The organism is Parabacteroides faecis (assembly GCF_014647375.1).
GTDB lineage: Bacteria > Bacteroidota > Bacteroidia > Bacteroidales > Tannerellaceae > Parabacteroides > Parabacteroides faecis.
The window spans coordinates 137,153-156,944 of the sequence record NZ_BMPB01000003.1; the positions used below are offsets into that span (position 1 = coordinate 137,153).

Annotated in this window: 22 protein-coding genes; 9 read left to right on the forward strand and 13 right to left on the reverse strand. The window is 44.1% G+C overall.

What is annotated here, in order from left to right; all coding sequences use genetic code 11:
• Window positions 1–532 precede the first annotated feature (532 nt).
• The 6 genes from IEY67_RS04930 to IEY67_RS04955 all read left to right on the forward strand — a co-directional run bounded on the left by IEY67_RS04930 (window position 533) and on the right by IEY67_RS04955 (window position 5,433).
• Entirely contained in the window at window positions 533–1,312 is a 780-nt protein-coding gene (locus IEY67_RS04930; RefSeq protein ID WP_183669438.1) for a polyphosphate polymerase domain-containing protein, read from the forward strand.
• Window positions 1,296–1,979 (forward strand): DUF4956 domain-containing protein, encoded by a 684-nt coding sequence (locus IEY67_RS04935; RefSeq protein ID WP_183669436.1) that lies wholly within the window; start codon window positions 1,296–1,298, stop codon window positions 1,977–1,979. Before IEY67_RS04930 ends, IEY67_RS04935 begins: the two co-directional genes overlap by 17 nt.
• A 21-nt stretch (window positions 1,980–2,000) precedes the next feature.
• Window positions 2,001–2,675, forward strand: coding sequence for a DUF2490 domain-containing protein (locus IEY67_RS04940; RefSeq protein WP_183669434.1), 675 nt, complete (start codon window positions 2,001–2,003; stop codon window positions 2,673–2,675).
• Between the two features lie 5 nt (window positions 2,676–2,680).
• The gene (locus tag IEY67_RS04945) at window positions 2,681–3,817 is read left to right on the forward strand and encodes a sensor histidine kinase (RefSeq protein ID WP_183669432.1); all 1,137 of its coding nucleotides are present in this window, start codon (window positions 2,681–2,683) and stop codon (window positions 3,815–3,817) included.
• Window positions 3,814–4,554: a LytR/AlgR family response regulator transcription factor gene (locus tag IEY67_RS04950; RefSeq protein WP_122354890.1), complete on the forward strand. Its 741-nt coding sequence runs from the start codon at window positions 3,814–3,816 to the stop codon at window positions 4,552–4,554. The genes IEY67_RS04945 and IEY67_RS04950 overlap by 4 nt, the downstream gene beginning before the upstream one ends.
• Before the next feature lie 117 nt (window positions 4,555–4,671).
• Window positions 4,672–5,433 (forward strand): exodeoxyribonuclease III, encoded by a 762-nt coding sequence (locus IEY67_RS04955; RefSeq protein WP_183669430.1) that lies wholly within the window; start codon window positions 4,672–4,674, stop codon window positions 5,431–5,433.
• 98 nt (window positions 5,434–5,531) lie between these two features.
• Here the strand turns inward: IEY67_RS04955 and IEY67_RS04960 are convergent, their stop codons facing one another.
• Window positions 5,532–6,086 (reverse strand): GNAT family N-acetyltransferase, encoded by a 555-nt coding sequence (locus tag IEY67_RS04960; protein ID WP_183669428.1) that lies wholly within the window; start codon window positions 6,084–6,086, stop codon window positions 5,532–5,534.
• A gap of 222 nt (window positions 6,087–6,308) precedes the next feature.
• Entirely contained in the window at window positions 6,309–6,980 is a 672-nt protein-coding gene (locus IEY67_RS04965; protein ID WP_122362521.1) for an SGNH/GDSL hydrolase family protein, read from the reverse strand.
• A gap of 92 nt (window positions 6,981–7,072) precedes the next feature.
• Here IEY67_RS04965 and IEY67_RS04970 point away from each other — a divergent pair, with 92 nt between their 5' ends.
• Both IEY67_RS04970 and IEY67_RS04975 read left to right on the forward strand, forming a co-directional pair.
• Window positions 7,073–7,741 (forward strand): DUF2490 domain-containing protein, encoded by a 669-nt coding sequence (locus tag IEY67_RS04970; protein WP_122354899.1) that lies wholly within the window; start codon window positions 7,073–7,075, stop codon window positions 7,739–7,741.
• Between the two features lie 99 nt (window positions 7,742–7,840).
• Window positions 7,841–8,524 carry a queuosine precursor transporter gene (locus IEY67_RS04975; RefSeq protein ID WP_183669426.1) on the forward strand — a complete coding sequence of 228 codons (684 nt, stop codon included), beginning with the start codon at window positions 7,841–7,843 and terminating at the stop codon, window positions 8,522–8,524.
• A 30-nt stretch (window positions 8,525–8,554) separates the two neighbouring features.
• Here the strand turns inward: IEY67_RS04975 and IEY67_RS04980 are convergent, their stop codons facing one another.
• The 7 genes from IEY67_RS04980 to IEY67_RS05010 form a co-directional block, all read right to left on the reverse strand.
• The gene (locus IEY67_RS04980) at window positions 8,555–9,544 is read right to left on the reverse strand and encodes a FimB/Mfa2 family fimbrial subunit (RefSeq protein ID WP_183669424.1); all 990 of its coding nucleotides are present in this window, start codon (window positions 9,542–9,544) and stop codon (window positions 8,555–8,557) included.
• 100 nt (window positions 9,545–9,644) lie between these two features.
• Window positions 9,645–10,250 carry an HAD family hydrolase gene (locus IEY67_RS04985; protein ID WP_183669422.1) on the reverse strand — a complete coding sequence of 202 codons (606 nt, stop codon included), beginning with the start codon at window positions 10,248–10,250 and terminating at the stop codon, window positions 9,645–9,647.
• Window positions 10,251–10,267: 17 nt separating this feature from the next.
• Window positions 10,268–11,596, reverse strand: coding sequence for an ABC transporter substrate-binding protein (locus IEY67_RS04990; protein ID WP_122354909.1), 1,329 nt, complete (start codon window positions 11,594–11,596; stop codon window positions 10,268–10,270).
• Window positions 11,597–11,618: 22 nt separating this feature from the next.
• Window positions 11,619–12,410, reverse strand: a complete 792-nt coding sequence (locus IEY67_RS04995) for an ABC transporter permease (protein WP_183669419.1) — start codon at window positions 12,408–12,410, stop codon at window positions 11,619–11,621.
• Window positions 12,407–13,180 carry an ABC transporter permease gene (locus tag IEY67_RS05000; RefSeq protein ID WP_122354913.1) on the reverse strand — a complete coding sequence of 258 codons (774 nt, stop codon included), beginning with the start codon at window positions 13,178–13,180 and terminating at the stop codon, window positions 12,407–12,409. Before IEY67_RS05000 ends, IEY67_RS04995 begins: the two co-directional genes overlap by 4 nt.
• Window positions 13,181–13,218: 38 nt before the next feature.
• Window positions 13,219–14,601 (reverse strand): polyamine ABC transporter ATP-binding protein, encoded by a 1,383-nt coding sequence (locus IEY67_RS05005; protein ID WP_183669417.1) that lies wholly within the window; start codon window positions 14,599–14,601, stop codon window positions 13,219–13,221.
• Window positions 14,602–14,741: 140 nt separating this feature from the next.
• Window positions 14,742–15,932 (reverse strand): uracil-xanthine permease family protein, encoded by a 1,191-nt coding sequence (locus IEY67_RS05010; protein ID WP_122362527.1) that lies wholly within the window; start codon window positions 15,930–15,932, stop codon window positions 14,742–14,744.
• 63 nt (window positions 15,933–15,995) lie between these two features.
• On the opposite strand from IEY67_RS05010, the gene msrA reads away from it, so the two are divergent.
• Complete coding sequence (gene msrA, locus IEY67_RS05015) at window positions 15,996–16,502, forward strand: peptide-methionine (S)-S-oxide reductase MsrA (RefSeq protein WP_122354919.1); 507 nt, start codon at window positions 15,996–15,998, stop codon at window positions 16,500–16,502.
• 82 nt (window positions 16,503–16,584) lie between these two features.
• Here msrA and IEY67_RS05020 read toward each other — a convergent pair whose 3' ends face one another.
• The 4 genes from IEY67_RS05020 to IEY67_RS05035 form a co-directional block, all read right to left on the reverse strand.
• On the reverse strand, window positions 16,585–17,517 hold the full coding sequence (locus tag IEY67_RS05020) for a glycosyltransferase family 2 protein (RefSeq protein ID WP_183669414.1): 933 nt from the start codon (window positions 17,515–17,517) through the stop codon (window positions 16,585–16,587).
• 5 nt (window positions 17,518–17,522) lie between these two features.
• Window positions 17,523–17,903, reverse strand: coding sequence for a GtrA family protein (locus tag IEY67_RS05025; RefSeq protein ID WP_075557103.1), 381 nt, complete (start codon window positions 17,901–17,903; stop codon window positions 17,523–17,525).
• Window positions 17,878–18,633: a hypothetical protein gene (locus IEY67_RS05030; RefSeq protein WP_122354923.1), complete on the reverse strand. Its 756-nt coding sequence runs from the start codon at window positions 18,631–18,633 to the stop codon at window positions 17,878–17,880. Before IEY67_RS05030 ends, IEY67_RS05025 begins: the two co-directional genes overlap by 26 nt.
• A gap of 155 nt (window positions 18,634–18,788) precedes the next feature.
• Window positions 18,789–19,790, reverse strand: a complete 1,002-nt coding sequence (locus IEY67_RS05035; RefSeq protein WP_122374255.1) for a GRP family sugar transporter — start codon at window positions 19,788–19,790, stop codon at window positions 18,789–18,791.
• Between the last annotated feature and the right edge of the window lie 2 nt (window positions 19,791–19,792).

Below are 19,792 nucleotides of genomic sequence, written 5' to 3' on the forward strand. Positions count from 1 at the left end.
AGGTGTTTTAACGACAAAACATATATGATTTGCAAACGAAACATATATGTTTTGGAAAACGATTTACTTTGTAATAGAGCGTTAGAGAACGGTTTGACCTCTACTGAAAAAAATTGAAAAAATACCCTATTATAAATTCTATATTAAAGATACTTCTATCTATATTTAAAGAGAGACCGGTCCGTGTGTATAAGGTGTGTTTTATAACTTATTTTAGCCGATTGAAATTCAATAGATGCGGCGTATAGGAAACGTATAACTCAGCGTATAACTTAATTTCTTTAATTGTACGATATAGAACTAGCATCAAAATACTCGGTCCTACAATCTGATTATGCCTGGTCGGAGTTCCGAAAATTTTGATTCAGAAATTATTGAATCTTTCTCTCCTACTTATATCTCAAAAAATATTTTCATTGAATAAAACCGCCACTTCACTGATTATTTTTTCCCATCAATAAAAGCATCTCTATTTTTGAAACCAAAATGTAGAGGTTTAGTAAAAGGTTTAGTTATTAGTCTGAAAAGTAATATGGAAGAAAAGGTTATCGACACTATTCTAAAAAGCTTCCCCTCCATCTCCCTGAGTGAGATGGAGGGTGTCCGGCTGATGAACCGGATAGATACCAAGTACACGACAACGTCGGAGCAATTGGTCTGTTTCCTTCGCCTGTTGCAAAAGGACTATTATATACAGGAAATAAACGGTAAACGTGTCAGCCCCTATCGCACCGTCTATCTGGATACACCGGGACTATCCATGTATCTGGCACACCAGAACGGACGCAAAACCCGCGAAAAAATACGCATGCGTTCCTATTTAGATTCCTGCCGGACTTTCCTTGAGATAAAAGATAAAAACAATAAAGGAAGAACACGAAAAGTACGAATGCCCCTCTCCTCTATGAACTCATACCTGGTCACGGAAGCAGAAGTGTTTCTTTATGAACATGCTTCCTTTCAGTTGCAGGACTTAACGTTACAGGTTGAAAACCAGTTTAACCGTATCACCCTGGTCAACCGGGAGAAAACAGAACGGCTTACCATCGATACGGATCTCTGCTTCCGCCATCTCTCTTCCAGAAAAGAACAATCGTTACCCGGACTGGTCATTATCGAGTTGAAGCAGGACGGAAATATCCCCTCCCGCGCCAAAGTAAACCTTTCGCAATTACATATCCACCCGGTAAGTATCAGCAAATATTGCCTGGGTATGCTCCTGACGAACCCGGAAGCCAAACGCAACCGCTTTAAAAAGAAACTCACTCAAATAAATAAACTAGCAAACTATTCTTATGGATACATTATTTGATATCGTAGAGGAAACGCAGTTGATGGGCACTCCCGTAATGGATACGGAAGCGATTACCCAGCTGCTTATCCGGTTCTTTTTCAACTTCGTGATTGTCGGGATCATCATCCATTTCTTTTATTACCCGAAGAGCCGGCGGAGGGATTACTATTTCACATTCTCCCTGATCAATGTCAGTGTCTTTTTCCTGATCATCCTGATGGGAAGCGTGAAGCTGAAGATCGGTTTTGCCCTGGGTATATTTGCCATCTTCGGGATCATCCGCTACCGGACAGAATCGGTCCCTATCCGCGAAATGACGTATCTCTTCATCATTATCGCCCTATCCGTTATCAATGCCTTGTCTGTACAGATCAGTTATGCCGAACTGATTGCGACAAACTGTATCTTTATCCTTGTCACCTGGCTGCTGGAAAGCGAACGCTGGCTGAAACATGTATCCTGCAAACTGATCCTGTATGATAAAATCCAGCTGATCGTTCCGGAAAAACGCAAAGAGCTGATAGCAGACCTCCGCCTCCGTACCGGACTGAATATACAAAAGATTGAGATCGGACATATCGATTTCCTGCGCGATGCGGCATTCATCAAGGTATATTATGAATCCGAAGTGAGGGAGATCAATTCGGTCGATACAGTAACCCGTTTCCCTCGGGAAGGAGAATAAAAACAATTAAATACATCGATCATGAAACAGCTAAAGATACTATTTTTTACCGCTTCCCTGCTGACTATCCATACTCTTTCAGCACAGGACGACCTGGGCTCCTCCCTTAGCGCCGACATTACTAAAAGGATCATCCCCGGGTTGAACCTGTCGCTGGAAGAAGACTTCCGGCTGCGTGATAACCTGAGTGAGGTCGACCGTTTTTCGACTACACTCGAACTAAGCTATAAGCCCTGGAAGTTCCTGAAATTAGGCGGTGCCTACAACCTGATCAACTATAACCATGAGACGAAAGGTTGGGAAGTGCGCCACCGGTATTATTTTTTTGCCACCGGTTCTTACCGTATTAACCGCTTTACCGTATCTTTACGGGAGCGTTTTCAGAGTACCTACCGTGTCGGAGTGAAGGAAACAAGCAAACGGGCAAACCCGAAACTGTATCTTCGCAGCCGCCTGGAGGTGGAATACGATATAAGGAATTGCAAATTCGAGCCTTTTGCCTCTGTCGAGCTATACAATACACTGAACGATCCGCAGGGAAATAAGATGAACAAGTTGAAATACACGGCAGGAAGCAAATATAGGCTGAACAAGCGTAATTCGTTACAACTCTATTATCGTTACGTCAACTTTAAAGACGATGACGAAGGAAACGGTAAACATATGATAGGATTGGGATATTCATATAAATTCTGACAGCAATGGAGAAACAGGAACGACGACAGAAGCTACTGGAAAACCTGATCTACCTGATTATCTGGGTAGTCATTCTGGTGTCCCCGCTTCTGGAACATAAATATAACGGAGAGACGATCAACTGGAACGATATTTTCCGCGCCTGGAAAATGATCGCACCTTTCTTTATCCTTTTCCTCATCAATAATTATGTGCTTATTCCTTTTTTACTGATAAGGAAAAAGTCATGGCTTTACCTGCTATTCTCCTTGCTGACTGTCTGCCTGATATTTGCCTTGAATCCTTTCGTCAAACTCAAACGGCCCGGAGGAATGGAGAAACATCCGCCACGCGAATTTATGATGAACCGGCCGCCGAAAGAGGAAATGCCGGGACCTAAATTCCCGATGGAGAAAGAACCGCCCAGGCAAGCTATGCGCCCACCGATGTGGCAGATGCCGGGGATGATCTCTCCTATGGTAAACTTCATCCTGACAGCTATCCTGGTACTCGGTCTGAATGTTGCCATTAAGCTCCTGTTCAAATCGATCCGTGACGAGCACCGGATGAAGGAACTGGAGAAACATACCTTACAAACAGAACTGGAATACCTGAAACATCAGATCAATCCGCATTTCTTTATGAATACGCTCAACAATATCCATGCGCTTATCGACCTGGATACGGAAAAAGCGAAAGAGACCGTTCTTGAGTTATCCAAGATGATGCGTTATGTTTTATATGATGCCACCCAGCCCACCTTGCCACTGGCTAAAGAGATCGCTTTTCTGGATAATTATATCGGATTGATGAAACTCCGCTATACGGACCAGGTTGAAATAGGGGTATCTCTCCCGGAAGAGATACCGAACGTACAGATTCCGCCCCTGCTCTTCATTTCTTTTCTTGAAAATGCGTTCAAGCATGGGATCAGTTACCGCCGGAAGTCATTCATCCACTTGTCGATGAAGGTTAAAGAGAACGAAATAGAATGCCTCGTGATCAACAGCAGTTTCAACAATGCGACCGAACAACACAAAGGGATAGGACTTGAAAATGTGAAGAAGCGGCTCCGTTTGTTATACGACAATGATTATACGCTGGATATCCAAAGTGAGAATAATGAATATCGTGTTTTACTGATAATACCCATACAATCATGATCAGATGTATTGCCATTGATGATGAGCCGCTGGCGCTCACACAAATAACCGGTTATATAGAAAAAGTTCCTTTTCTTCAACTGGTCAAAAGTTGTTCGAGTGCACTCGAAGCACTCGACGTGATTGCTTCGCAACCCGTCGACCTTATTTTTGCCGACATCAATATGCCGGATCTGAATGGGATGGATTTCGTTAAGTCACTGGTAAAGAAACCGCTTGTTATCTTTACAACCGCTTATTCGGAATATGCCGTAGAAGGTTTCCGCGTGGATGCGCTCGATTATCTGCTAAAGCCATTCGGATACGGCGATTTCCTGAAAGCGGCAAACAAAGCATTGCGACAGATGGAATTACTAAAACCATCCGCCATAGTCCCTGAAGTAAAAGATGAAAACAGCCCGTCGGAAAGTAAAGACCTTTACATCAAAGCGGATTACAAAATGATCCGGATAGATATGAGCAAGATCCTGTATATCGAAAGCCAGAATGAATATGTCCGCATCTTTACCGAAGACCAGAAGCCGGTCATGTCTCTTATCAGCATGAAATTACTGGAAGAGAAATTACCTTCGGGCAAATTCATGCGTGTGCATCGTTCGTATATGGTAAACCTCTCAAAGATAACGGCAGTAGCCAATAACCGTATCATTTTCGGAAAGGACACTTATATCCCTATCGGCAACCAGTATAAAGATAAATTCACTCAATATCTGGATACCCGCTTCCTCGGGAAATAGATATTATTTATCTGTGGATATAAGGCATCTTACAGAATTATCAAACAAATATTAGCAGATCCAAACGTTAAATCGTATCTTTGAATTCATATAAAAACGGACAAACAAACAGTTCATATGAAGATCATCACATACAATGTAAACGGTCTGCGTGCAGCCGTTGGAAAGGGATTGCCCGAATGGCTCGGTGAGCAGCAACCGGATGTACTTTGCCTGCAGGAAACCAAACTGCAACCGGACCAGTTTCCGGCAGAAGCATTCGAGGCTCTGGGCTATAAAGCCTATTTATTCAGTGCACAAAAGAAGGGATACAGCGGCGTCGCCATCCTGACCAAGCAGGAACCCGATCATGTGGAAACCGGCATGGGAATAGAGAAATACGATAATGAAGGACGCTTTATCCGTGCAGATTACGGCGATATCTCCATCGTAAGCGTCTACCACCCTTCAGGAACCAGCGGCGATGAACGTCAGGCGTTTAAGATGGAATGGCTGGAAGACTTCCGGAACTATGTAGTGGAATTACAGAAAACACGCAAGCAACTGATCCTTTGCGGCGACTATAATATCTGCCATGAACCGATAGATATCCATGATCCTGTACGGAATGCGACCAATAGTGGTTTCCTTCCTGAAGAACGCGAATGGATGACGCGGTTCCTCGATTCCGGATTTATCGACACGTTCCGTTTCCTGAATCCCGACAAGCAGCAATATACCTGGTGGAGCTACCGCTTCAATGCGCGCAAAAACAATAAAGGCTGGCGTATCGACTACTGCATGGTGAGCGAACCGGTAAAGCCGTTACTGAAAGAAGCCTACATATTGAACGATGCCATACACTCGGATCATTGCCCGGCGGTATTGGAAATCAAATAAAAGACAAGAAGAAATTGTATCAAAAGACGATATTTACCGGACGCAGAATTCTAAGACATCTGCGTCCGGTTTATTTGTTTTGATATATCTACTTAAACCTACTCCCGCCAATACTCCGGCTTATCCAACGCTTCAGCACATTTAACTTTCCCTTTGGGGAAATCTTTCGTTTTCGGGATGAGGAACTGATACATCCAACAATCTGCATAGATGCTTTCGATCGGATAAGGAGGCGGATAACCGGCCTCTTCTGCCTTTCCTTTAAATCCGTGGCGGGGATAATATTCTTTATGCCCCAGAACAAATACCAACTCCACACCCATCTCCTTCAATATCCGATGCCCTTCGCGGATCAATAAACCGCCAATTCCTTGCTTCTGATATGCTGGTTTTATAGCCAATGGAGCCAGGATATACACAGAAGGAGAAGGATTGGATCCCTCCAGTAAGGCCTTGGTGAAAAGAATATGCCCTATGGCTTCCCCCTGGTAACAGGCAAGTAGCGAAACAAATGGTTCGGCACTCGCATCTGCAAGCAGATCCTTCACCAGTCGAGCTTCGTCTTCCTCGCCGAAAGCAAGCCGTTCGACGTTCATTACGTCACTGAAATCGTCGGAAGTAGCCTTCCTGACATGTACGTCATTCAAATTCATGATTATTTATATTAATGGTTATTATGCTCCCTTATGGGAACACTTTATTCGTACAAAAAAGAAAATAAAAAGAAGGTTCGGATAAAGATATATATCCGAAAAAGAAAAGTGGCCAGCCTATAAAGAGTTATAGGCTGTTATTACGCACTTATAGATGTAGAATGTAGTGTTTTCAAAAAACTGTTTTTATAATTCGGGAGCAAATATAATAAAATAATCCGGTCAATAACGTTTCAGTGCCGGAAGAAGTATTTCTTCCATTATTTTATATCCATCCAAAGTGGGATGTACACCGTCCTTTGAATATTTCTCGGGTAATCCTCCCCTTTCATCAGCCAGTCGGGAATGATAATCGATATAAGTCAGCTTGTTACGATCGGCATAAGCCTTGATCATTTTATTCAGTTCGATAATTTTACCGGCAGGCTCCAAGCCTTTACGCCATCCGAATTCGTATGCGGGTAATACGGAACAAAGGATCGCATCTATATTATTAGCCTTTGCCAACTCAACCATAGAGATTATATTTCCGAGGATATTCTCCATTGCTATATATCCGTTATTCTGCGCGATGTCATTCGTACCGGCCAGGATCACGACAGCCTTAGGTTTCAGGTTAATTACATCTGCACGGAATCTGACTAGCATTTCTGCCGTTGTCTGTCCGCTGATGCCTCTGCCTATAAATCCATTTGTCTTAAAGAATAACGAATCGGTCGACCACCACCCATCTGTAATCGAGTTTCCCATGAAAACTACTTTGGAGGGAGTTTTCACTGTCTTGTTAGCCTCTGCGTAACGGCCAAACTGTGCCCAATCTTTCTGCTGGCCGAAAAGAGACGATGCAGTGAATATACATACTGCCAGCATAAAACATTTCTTAATGTTCTTCATAATATGATTTTATTAAGTTCCAGAAGAAACAAAAGTAACGCTTTTATCTTTATCTTTGCAAAGAATCTAAATCAAAAACACGTCATATTCTCATGAAAAACTATTTCAGAAGAAATCGTTTCTTTATTCTGTCTGCTTTTTGGATACTTCTGTTTCATTCTTCCTTATATGCAATAGACGGAGCCGGTATGGCATTTAAGGTCAGTTTGTCGGGAAAGATTTATCATAAGTTTTCCTTTTTATTTGAAGAAGACATCCGCCCTAAATCCAATTTCAAGCAAGCAGAATGGTTTCTGACTACAGGGGAAGTCAACTATACATTCAATCCGTATGTAAAAGCCGGAGTGGCCTATATGCTGCTTTGCCAGTATAAAGCTTCGGAAGAATTACGCAATCGTTATTATGTGTATGCTTCGGCATCTTATCCGATCGGCAACCTTTCTTTCTCTTTACGGGAAAGATTTCAAAGTACTTTTAAGACGGGCGGCCAACATCCTAAAAATTATCTCAGGACTATGTTGACCGTTTCATACAAAATCGGTAAAACAGGCTTCTCCCCTTTCGTTTACGGAGAATTGTTCAATAACACCGGCCACCAAGGGAATATGTACACAGAGCGTATCCGCCTCTCTACCGGAAGCGATTATAAGATCAATAAGCAAAATACGTTACAGCTATATTATCGTTACCATATATTTAATGTATATGATCCTGTCAACTACAAACATGCAATAGGGCTGACCTATTCGCACAGATTCTAAAAAAATAACTATCTTTGCAACCTGAATAAATAAAAAGACATAATACGGAAAGCCCGTGCTTTCCCGAGTGCTTGATAAACCTCGTAAAAAACAAGAATTATGCAGAGAACAACTGTCACAATCCCGTTCATGCTTCTGGGTATTCTCTTTAATATATGCCTGGTAGCTTCCAATCTTTTAGAGACAAAAGTCGTACAGGTATTCGGCATCACCGCCACTGCCGGACTGATTGTATTCCCTATTTCCTATATTATCAACGACTGTATAGCCGAAGTATGGGGATTCAAGAAAGCACGTTTGATCATCTGGAGCGGGTTCGCATCCAATTTCCTGGTTATCGGATTTGCCCAACTGGCTGTTATGTTGCCTGCCGCCCCTTTCTGGGAAGGCGAAGAAGGATTTAATTTCGTCTTCGGGATGGCGCCGCGCATAGCCATTGCCAGCCTGATCGCTTTCCTGGTCGGTTCTTTCCTGAATGCATACGTTATGAGTAAAATGAAAATTGCGTCGAACGGGAAACACTTTTCCGTACGGGCAATCGTCTCGACCTTAGTCGGCGAAAGTGCTGATTCGATGATCTTTTTTCCGATAGCTTTCGCCGGACTGATACCGACTAAGGAACTACTGATCATGATCGGAACGCAGGCAGTCCTGAAGTCTTTGTACGAAGTGATAATCCTCCCGGTAACCGTCCGCGTTGTGAAATACATAAAGAAAGTAGACGGCAATGATGTGTATGATATAGGAACGTCCTATAATATATTAAAAGTGAAGGATATATAAATCACTACAAAGCCACGCAAACCCATTATATCAAGATGCCGCAGAGGTAGAGAAGTCTATATTCTCCGTCGTTTCCGTCCAGTTCTCCACTTTAAAACCATCGGAAGACGTTTCTTCGGAATATAACTCACCTAAGGTAACATTAAGTGTCAAACGGTTTCCGGCAACCAGTGCATTAGCTAATGGTTTTTGGAAACGCTTTACCTGTCCATTTTTTAATATCAATAAAATAGTCAACGGTGGATTATCCGCAGAAGGGAACACCATCACTGTCGAGTTAGCGGACATGGACATACTATCAGCAGCCATATCTAAAGGAAATGCTACAGTTTTAGTAAAATCGCTAGGTTCAGCTGTGTAATAATTCAAACGGGAAGCAATATCACCTATCAGGATACGGGCAGATACAATACTTTCATCCATCTTATCTCCATCTTTATTGACTAACGTTATTTTCAAACCAGTGACAGCACGTTTTAACGTAGCCTGCATCTTCTCGCTTCCTATATCGATCGGATCTATCGCATGCAAATAATCATACACAGGCGTATAGGTTGTATCAGAATAACTTTCTTTTCGCAAAGATAAATACAACTCAGCTAGATTTACCCCTATCCGTAACCCTGGTTCATTAATAGATGTCGCATCATAAGTTGAATCGACCTGACTATTTTTTGGGATAGCCCAATACAGAAGACTATATTCTCCAAGAGGAAGCTTAACAGGTAGCGCAGCATTATATACACTACCGCCATTCACTGTGTACATTGCATTAATAGGAGAAAGCGTTCCACTCCTACTGTAGTTACCATAATATAAGGTAGTATCATCCAGACATGGATATACCATTAATGCACCGGTAAACGGAGTTGTGGAAGTTGTGGTCGAAACCATCATTTGGGCAAGTTCGGGAGTTATCAAATCCGAACTATTCCCATCCTTACAGGAACAATCATCATCTTTTGAACAACTGCCAAGAAATGTTACTATCAGCAGCACTGAAAAAACTAACTTATTCATAATCACCAAATGTTTGTTTAGATTTATGCTTATAGAAACAGCATACAAACAGATTGGTTCTCTGAATCGGTCTTATTAACTTTTCGGTAGCGGCTAAGATTTATTTAAACAGATGCGACCAGTCTTCTCTGGCCTGGGGTGTATACGTACGGATACCCAGAGATTCTGCAGTACGGCAGTTAGGGACAGAATCGTCCAGGAACAGGGTCTCTTCGGGTTTTATCACAGCATCTTTCAATACATATTCAAAGATATCAGCATTGGGTTTCAGCATATTCAGCTCGTAAGAAAGGTAGATCTTATTGAAAAAATCCCCGGCATGATGACCCTGATAAGCAAAGCTGTTCTTTTCCGCCCATTGCCAATGGATCTCGTTCGTATTGCTGAGCAGCATCGTGTTGTATTTCTTACGAAGTTCCATCAGCAGTTCCAGCTTATAAGCGGGAATATCGTCGAGCATGGCGATCCAGGCGGCATCGATCTGTTCATCGGTCAGATGCTGACGGGTCAGGTGGCGGATCCCATCCCTGAACTCCGTCGATGTGATAGTGCCTATTTCTATCTGCATGAACAAGTCCTTGCTGTTCAAAATACAATCGCGGACATTGGGTACACCGAAACTTTCAAAGGCCTCCACGCAACGGTTACGGGTCAGATTGATAATCACCCCACCAAAGTCTATAATCAAGTTTTTAATTCCATCCATACTTCATAATAATCTATTCACCAGCGTCTGCGACGTCTGTGATAACGCTTTTTCTGTTTATATTCACGTATTCTGCGGTAAAGTACCCAGACCAATAACAGGCCGAAGACGGCAAAGATCAACAAAACGATCCCCGTATTCAGGTTATCCCCTTTTACGCGGCTCCACATTTCCAGTACCAGTTCGGTCTCGTCGCCGAAATCACGGATCATAGCACACCGCTCCACCACCTTGTGGTCGGGATATTGCACCGGATTGATTTGGATACTATCGTTTCCGGGACCAAAGAAATAGCTGAGGTTCGAGAACTCTTCAACCGTCGTGTCTATCTTTGCTTCCAGTATTTCGGGAGTAGCCACGGCACTCACATACCCATTGGCATCCATATTACGCAAAGCAATATCCGCACGACAAAGATAATCAAGAAAATAACTGGCAGCTTTTACATTACGGGCATATTTAGGGATCGCCCAGCCGTCATACCAGATATTACTGCCTTCCAGAGGGACTTCGTACCCCAGCTCGACACCGACAGCATCCGCCTCTTCCATAGCCCAAACGGCATCACCGCTCCAGGTCAGGTTCAGCCATGCTTTGTTCTTGGTCATCATCTCCTTACCGAAGTCGGCTTCCCATCCGGCGATATTGGGTTTCATCCGTTTCAGATAATCTTCTGCGATGGCGATGGCTTCCGGCGAGTTGTCGTTCATCAGCTGTTCTACCGTAACGGTTCCGTCGGCCAACTCTTTGGCATGGGCGTAGATAATAGCCGTACCATAGGCATCGCGATAGCTGTCTTTCATCAGGATTTTGTTCTTATACCTAGGATTCCACAAACAATCCCAGGTCATTACTTCATCCTTCGATACAAACTTTTTATTATATAACAAACCGGCCGTTCCCCACATATAAGGAACCACATAGTCGGTCGTTTTCATACCCGGCTGGCTCAGTTTATTCAATTGTTCCTGAATATAGGGAGATATGTTATCCAGATAATCGGGAGTCTTACCGAAATTGCGGTCGATAGGAAGCAACAAGCCCTTTTTCAGCATTCGCTCGATAATATATTCGGAAGGACAAATCAGATCGAAATCTTCATGACCCCGTTCGATCTTGGTCAACATGATCTCGTTGATATCGAAAACCTGGTAAATGATGCGGATGTCTTCGCCTGTCTGTTCTTTATACCAGACCGGGAACTCATCCAGGATATCTTCATCGATATAATCTGCCCAGTTGTATATCTTCAATATTTTGCTGCGTTCCTTCTCCGTGCGTGCACAGGAAGACAAAACACCCAGACAAGCAACCAGCACACATATTATTTTAATCAGTCTATTCATTCTTCTATTCCTGTTTTTGACGCTACTTAGCGGATGATTTATCGGCTCTCTTATTGATCACGATCAGCAATACCAATACGGTGACAAAGATGATCGTCGACAACGGACGCAGTTCAGGGGTAAGCCCTCCCTTCCGGGCATCCGCATAGATAAAGGTGGAAAGTGTCTCCAACCCTTCGTTACCAATCGTAAAGATCGTAACGGCAAAATCATCGATCGAAAGAGTAAAAGCCAGGATAAAGCCACTGATCATTCCCGGACGAATCTCCGGCAGAATCACTTTACGGAGTGCCTGGAACGGGGTTGCTCCCAGATCGAGTGCCGCTTCATACACATTCTGGTTCATCTTTTTCAGACGCGGCATCACGCTCAATACCACATAAGGCGTACAAAAGGTGATATGCGCCAGCACGACAGTCGTGAATCCTTGGGAAACTCCCAGGCTGACAAACAGCAAAAACAGGGAAACACCGGTGATGATATCGGCATTCATCATCGGTATGGCATTCGTAAAATTCATTACCTGGCGCGGACGGGACCTCAGGTTAAAGATACCTACAGCCGCAATACTTCCCAGAATTGTCGAGATCGATGCTGCCAGCATAGCGATCGCAAATGTATTCCACAAAGCCCCTACCAGCGAGCGTTGCACACCTCCGGTAAACAGCGAACTATACAGTTTTGTTGAGAAACCAGTCCAGTTACCGAGCACCTTCGCCTCGGTAAAAGAGAAGATCATGATGATCAGGATCGGTGAATAGAGCAGGACAAGAAGCAGCCACAGGTAAGCTTTCGCCATTATTTTCGTCATCATATCACACCTCCTCCTTCATTTGAAGCATTATCTTCCTCATTGGTGAACAAGATCGTAATGCCGATCAGCAGCAACATGATCAGAGAAAGGGCGGCTCCATAGTTCCACATTCCGTTATTGATATTTTCCTGAACGGTCGTACCGAACAGCTTGATATTGTTCATTGTCAACAGCTCGGCAATGGCGAATGTCGATACGGTCGGCATAAAGACCATCACGATACCGCTCATCACGCCAGGCATCGACAAAGGAAAGATTGTCTTCATAAACACCTGAAAGGGATTAGCCCCCAGGTCCTGTGCCGCCTCGATCAGGTTACGGTCCATCTTCTGTAACGTATTGTAGATCGGATAGATCATAAACGGCAGGAAGTTATACACCATACCGAAGATCAAGGCTCCCTCGCCCAACGGCAAGTTCAGAAAGTCGAACAGGGCGACCGTTGCCAGCGTACGGATCAGGATGTTCACCCACATCGGCAAGATAAACAGTACGACCATTGTACGGGAAGTATTGAACCGGGCCTGGCTCAATATATAAGCAGCGGGATATCCCAGTATCAGGCATACTAACGTGGTTATAATAGCAATCCCGATCGAATAGACGAAGGTATTCAACGCCTCGGGATGCATCATAAACTTACGGAAATTGGCAAAGGTAAAGGCTCCTTCCGTATCTGTAAACGCATACAGGACGATCAAGAGCAACGGCATGACTACGAATACTGCCAGAAATAGTGCGTAAGGAATTGTCCAGTTCCTGCGACGCATGAAAAAAGCTGCAACTTTATTTATCACTTCCTTCCCTTTTAGTTATGAATAATACGTATATTTTCAGGGGTAATCCGGATACCGACACGGTCACCGTCATCCCAGACATCTGTCGTATCGACGAAAATATCTTCGTCCCAGTCTGTAAACACGGTCAGATGATAATGGTTTCCTTTATAAAGGATAAACTTCACTTCACCCGTCAGTGTACCGTCTTCCTCATTGTCTTCCAGAATGACATGGCGGAAATCGACCTCGACTTTTACCGGAGTATCGCCTTCCACATCCGTCACTTCCTTACATTCAAAGGTTGTTCCCAGGAACTCGACATGCGTCGGATCGATCATTTTGCCTTCAAACGTATTGCAGACGCGCTCTTTCTTCATGACATGGATATCGAAAGGTTTCACCAGTAATCCGACCTCCTGTCCCGCATCGAAACAATGATAGTCCTGTACCATGAATTCATAACCTTCGGGAGTTTGCACCATCATTTCATAATGGACTCCTTTAAAGATAGAAGATGTCACCGTACCGGTCAGCATCGCCGCTTCCGACGGATCGAAAATATAGATATCTTCCGGACGGATCACGACATCTACCGGTGTCTGCTCTCCAAAGCCTTCATCGACACACTCAAAGTCATGTCCGGCAAAAGAGACTTGTTTATCTTTGATCATCAATCCGTTCAAGATGTTACTTTCACCGATGAAGTCGGCAACGAACGAATTGATCGGTTCGTTATAAATATCGATGGGAGTTCCGATCTGCTGAATACGGCCTTCACTCATAACGACGATCGTATCGCTCAGAGTCAATGCCTCCTCCTGGTCGTGAGTTACGTAAACAAAAGTGATACCGAGCGATTTATGCATTTCCTTCAACTCCATCTGCATATCCTTGCGCATCTTCAGGTCGAGGGCAGCCAGCGGTTCGTCGAGCAGCAACACTTCCGGTTCGTTCACGATGGCACGGGCAATCGCCACACGCTGTTGCTGTCCGCCCGAAAGGGAATCCACATCGCGGTATTCGTAGTCGGTCATACCTACCATCTTCAACGCCTGTTTGACCTTTTTCTCGATCACGGCAGACGGTAGCTTCTTCAGTTTCAGACCGAAAGCAATATTATTAAAAACGTTCAGGTGAGGGAATAATGCATATTTCTGGAACACCGTGTTGACCGGACGTTTATGCGGCGGCGTTTGCGTTATTTCTTTTCCTGCAATAGAGATCTCCCCTTCCGAAGCTGTCTGAAATCCGGCTATCAGACGTAACAAGGTTGTTTTTCCACAACCGGAAGGTCCTAAAATAGTAACAAACTCGCCCTTGCGGACAAACAAATTTACATCATTCAGCACGGCCTTGTCGCCAAAGAACTTGGAGACATGTTCCACACCAATAATGCAGTCGGACTTTTGCATAGATTTATCCCTTTTCCTTACAAGTTAAACATATAATCGCTTGCTTTCTTAAAAAGCGGCACAAAGGTATACAATTTAGGGGACATACAAAGGGTTTGGACCGTTAAGAGATGGATATATATAAAGAACAATATCCAACTTTATTGGCTTCCCTTGGGCAAGACCAGATTCAGGATTACTCCCAGCAGAGCCGCCAGGCCGATTCCCGCCATCGTAAATTCACCAAACTCCAGGGAGGCTCCGCCAATACCAAAGGTGAGAATCAACGAGACTATGATCAGATTACGGGTATCTCCCAGATTTGTCCTGTTCTGTATCAGACTATTTATACCGACAGCAGCGATCGTTCCGAACAACAACAGCATAATTCCGCCCAGTACGGCAGGCGGGATCGATTTAAGGAAAGCACTGACCTTGCCGAAAACGGAAAAGACAATCCCTGCCACCGCTGCAATACGGATAACGGCCGGATCCGTGATCTTCGTCAGCGATATAGCTCCGGTCACCTCTGAATAAGTGGTTACAGGAGGTCCGCCGATCAGCCCGGCAGCCACACAAGCTAAACCGTCGCCCAGCATAGTCCGGTGCAATCCCGGATCTTTCACAAAATCTTTGCCCGTCACTTCGTTAATGGCATATACATCTCCGATATGTTCTATGATCGGGGCGATCGTCACCGGGATCATAAAGATCACAGCTTCCCACGACAACTCCGGCTTGACGAACTGAGGCAACGCAAACCAGGGGGCCGCAATGATCGGCTCGAAGTCGATCACCTTAAAAAAGCATGCAGCAATATATCCGACGATAATCCCGCAGAAGATAGGAATCAGCTTGATCATCCCCCGTCCCAACAACGATGCCAGAACAGCAGTAAACAGAGCGATCAGTGCCAGCGGCCAGTTTTCTTTCGCCATATTCACACCCGAACCCGCCAACGACAGACCGATCAATATGATGACCGGCCCGATCACAACCGGTGGAAATAACCGCTTGATGAACCCGATGCCACGCCACTTCACCAACATGCTCATCAGTCCGTAGACAGCACCGACAGCCACCAGTCCCGACATTGTCCCCGGTAAACCATATAATTCAGTCGCTTTAATGATGGGTGCCACGAAAGCGAAGCTACTTCCCAGAAAAATCGGCACTTTCCCCTTTGTTACCAAATGAAAGATCAATGTTCCTAATCCGGCAGTGAAAAGGGCTGTCGAAGGATCTAAACCCACCAGTAGAGGGACTAAGACGGTGGCACCAAAGGCTACAAAGAGAAATTGAACGCCTACTACCGTCTTTTGAGCAGGGCCCAGTGATTTTTTGCTGTCCATTGCGAAATAAAAGATTATATTTGCACAAATATAATCAGAATAATCCAAACGCTAAGAAAGAATATGACACAGAATAATTTTCATAAGGAAACAGCTTATTTCGCTTCCGGCTGTTTTTGGGGAACACAATACCATCTCGAAAAAGTAAAAGGTGTAGACAGTACGCATGTCGGCTATATGGGTGGAACTATTGATAATCCGTCCTATCCCGAAGTGAAGACCGGTACTACCGGCCATGTGGAAACAGTGGAAGTGATCTTTGATCCGTCTCAAACCAGTTTCGAACAATTAGTACGTCTTTACTTCGAAACACATGATTTTACACAGGTTGGCGGACAAGGACCGGATATCGGCAGTCAATACCGTTCGGTTATCTTCTATTGCAGCGAAGAACAGAAAGCGATCGCAGAAGAATATATCAGCAAATTATTCGGAATGGGATTTAAAGTGGCTACAGCATTAGAACCTGCCGGAAAGTTCTGGATCGGGGAAGATTATCACCAGCATTATTACGACAAAAAAGGAGAAACTCCTTACTGTCATATTTATCGAAAGATATTCCATGACTGATTCCATTCCCTTCGGAAGAAAATAAAATTCCTCTCGGATGAAATTGAATTTTCATCCGAGAGGAACTATAAAAATGTATTTATCAGAAATTCTTCTTTTCGTCGATAATATATTCGGGACGCGCCTTGATCTCATCAAAGAGAATCCCGACATACTGCCCCAGGACACCCACCGTCAGCAACTGAACGCCGCCAAAGAAAATAACCGATGTCATAATGGAAGTCCAGCCGCTTTCCGCATTACTGAAACCGTATATCTTCCCGAGCGTAAACCAGGCAGCCAGAACGATACCGACCACGACGGCTATAAAACCTAAACTGGTGGCCAGACGAAGCGGTTTCTTGGAAAAATACAACATGGCTGTCGAAGCGAACTTCCACATCTTGCTGAAAGGATATTTTGTCTCGCCGGCAATACGTGCTTCCCGTTCATAGTAAAACGGCACTTGCTTATAGCCGAGCCAACTTATCAGCCCTCTGATGTATTTACCCCGTTCCTGGAAACGATCGAACTGATCCATGATCTTCCGGTCGACCATACGGAAATCACCCGTATCCAACGGGAAACTGACATCACTCATATAATTGAGCAAACGGTAAAAGGCTTTTGCCGTAAACTTCTTGAAAAGACTCTCGCCTTCTCTCGACCTACGCACACAATACACGACATTGGCATTTTCCTTCTCCTGCAGTTCCAGTATGCCGGGGATCAACTCCGGAGGATCCTGCATATCGGCATCGAGTATAACGGCCAAATCCGCATCACAATTATTGATACCGGCAGTAACCGCTGGCTGATGTCCGAAATTCCTGGAAAAATGGATTACCTTCACATGCGGGTCGGAGGCGGCAATGCCATCCAGCAACTCCCGGGTTTTATCCCGGCTTCCGTCATTTATATAAATGATCTCGGTATCGATGGACATGGACTGCAAAGCAGCTTTCGTACGGCGATAGGATTCACCGATGACTAACTCTTCGTTGTAACAGGGAACTATGACTGCGAGCTTCTTCATTTCCGTTAAGCCTTAAAGGTATAAAACTTGTTTATTAAAAAATTGATCGCTGTATAGAAAACCATTCCTATTAAATGGTTGTAGTAATGATCGATCGTTAACTGGGAATTTAATAGAAGTACCAGTCCGTATTGCAGGACATAACATACCGCAAACGCAATACCGAAGCGGATTGCACCTTTCGTCCACCCGGTAGAACTTCCCTTGAAAGTCCATTGCTTGTTCCAGATGAAACTATTCAGCAATCCTGCTACATATCCCGTTAAATTAGATAAACCTTCCCGACATCCGAAGAGTTTCATCATCACCCAGATAACAGCCATTGTTATCAAGGTGTTACTCACCCCTACCACGCCATACTTAATGGCTTGTTTTACTGTTTCCATTCTTATTTATAATATCAGTAATCTCCTGCTGCGTAAGTTCTTTTACGTTCGTTATCGTAAAGATATCCGAAAGGAAATCACCGTACTGATTACATTCATTGATAACCCTGTCGAGAGTTAACTTGATGTCTGCACGCACCGGTATCAAAAATACCAGTTCCACATATTGTTCACCGATCGTCAACCGTTCTATCTCACAGTCTGCCTGCGGCAAAAAGTAAGCGAATTCACGTTCGATCACTTTACGCTGATAGTCCAGAAAAGGGTTCCTGTCCTTGGACAACATCAATACGTAAAAGCGCAATTTTTCACCTTTGCCTCCCAGCCCTGTAGAAATATATATTTGTTTCTCATCCGACAATTCCGACTCCAACGAGATACGGCTTTCCATCAAAGCCATATATGCCCAATTGCTGACATCTTCATCGGGATGCTGCACATAATCTTCCAGCATCCGATAGGCTTTCACTTCCTTTGAAGTGGCCAACATGGATAAAATATATTTCTTATAATCGGTTGTCGCCTCCGGATTAGACAGACTTTCGCGGAAGGCTGTATAATCCATATCATCCAAATCTTGCTTCACTTTGCCTTTACGAACCTGTTCGGAATATTTAAAATATTCCATCTGAAGTTCTACCGGAACACGCTGTTCTAAAATATGGAAATGTCCGTCCATCTTACTAAAAGAGTCACGGAACCTCTTGAATACATCGCCTTCTTCTTTCATAGACCTGTTTTTTTAGTTATATACTATACCCAATAAACAAGAAACTAAGACAAAAGTAAGGCTTTTTCCCGATATTTTTGGTATTATCGTACAAAAACGGGGATAAAGGCCCATAAAAAGCACTCTATCCCCGGATTTCTTTCAATTACAAAGTATCAGGCACCCGCGTAGATGAGGAAACCCAATCCTATGACGAAAAAGATAAACATACCCAGATTCAAATAATCGGAAGATTTAGGTGCTCCCCGGAACTCATGCCAAACCAGGATCCCCCATAAGGCGGAGACTAACGTCGCTCCCTGCCCTAAACCATAGGATATTGCCGCTCCTGCCTTTTCGGATGCGATCATACTGAATGATTGCCCGACACACCAGATCACGCCTCCCAATACTCCGACAAGATGAGTTCGGATATTGCCTTTGAAATAACCGCTTATGGAGACAGGCGCACCTTCCACCGGCTTCTTCATCGCGATCGTATTGAACAGGAAATTACTGGCAAAAACACCCAAAGCAAAAATGAATACAGCCGTATAAGGTGTCAGTTTTCCGGCTGCCGGAGAGGCAAAATTATCCAGGTCCATCGAAGCAGCTACAAAACGGTAGAAGAAAGCCATAATCACACCGGCGGCAACAGAAATAAAGATGCCTTTACCGGATACTTTCTTCGATCCGACCAGGGCTTTTTTATAGGCCAGGCCGTTCAATATAATGGCAACCGTGATCAAAGCTACACCTGCAAAGATATAGGACGGTTCTCCTTTTGCCGCACCGAAATAATTGATCAGCACGCCCAACACCAGGGCTAACCCAACTCCCACTGGAAAAGCGACGGACATTCCGCATATAGCGATTGCCGCCGAAAGCAGAATATTGGAAGCATTGAAAATAACACCTCCCAGGAAAGCACTGCCTATATTGTTCCAGTCCGCCTGTATCAGGTCGGGCAGAAAACTGCGCCCTTCCGAACCAAAACTACCCAGGGTAAAAGCGGAAAGGATGGAGAATAAAAGTACTCCGATCACATAATCCCAATAAAAGAACTCGTACCTCCATGTTCTGGAAGCCAACTTCTGTGTGTTTCCCCAGGAGCCCCAGCATAGCATGGTAACGACACAGAAAACGATTGCTAAAGTATAACTTTGTACGATAAACATAA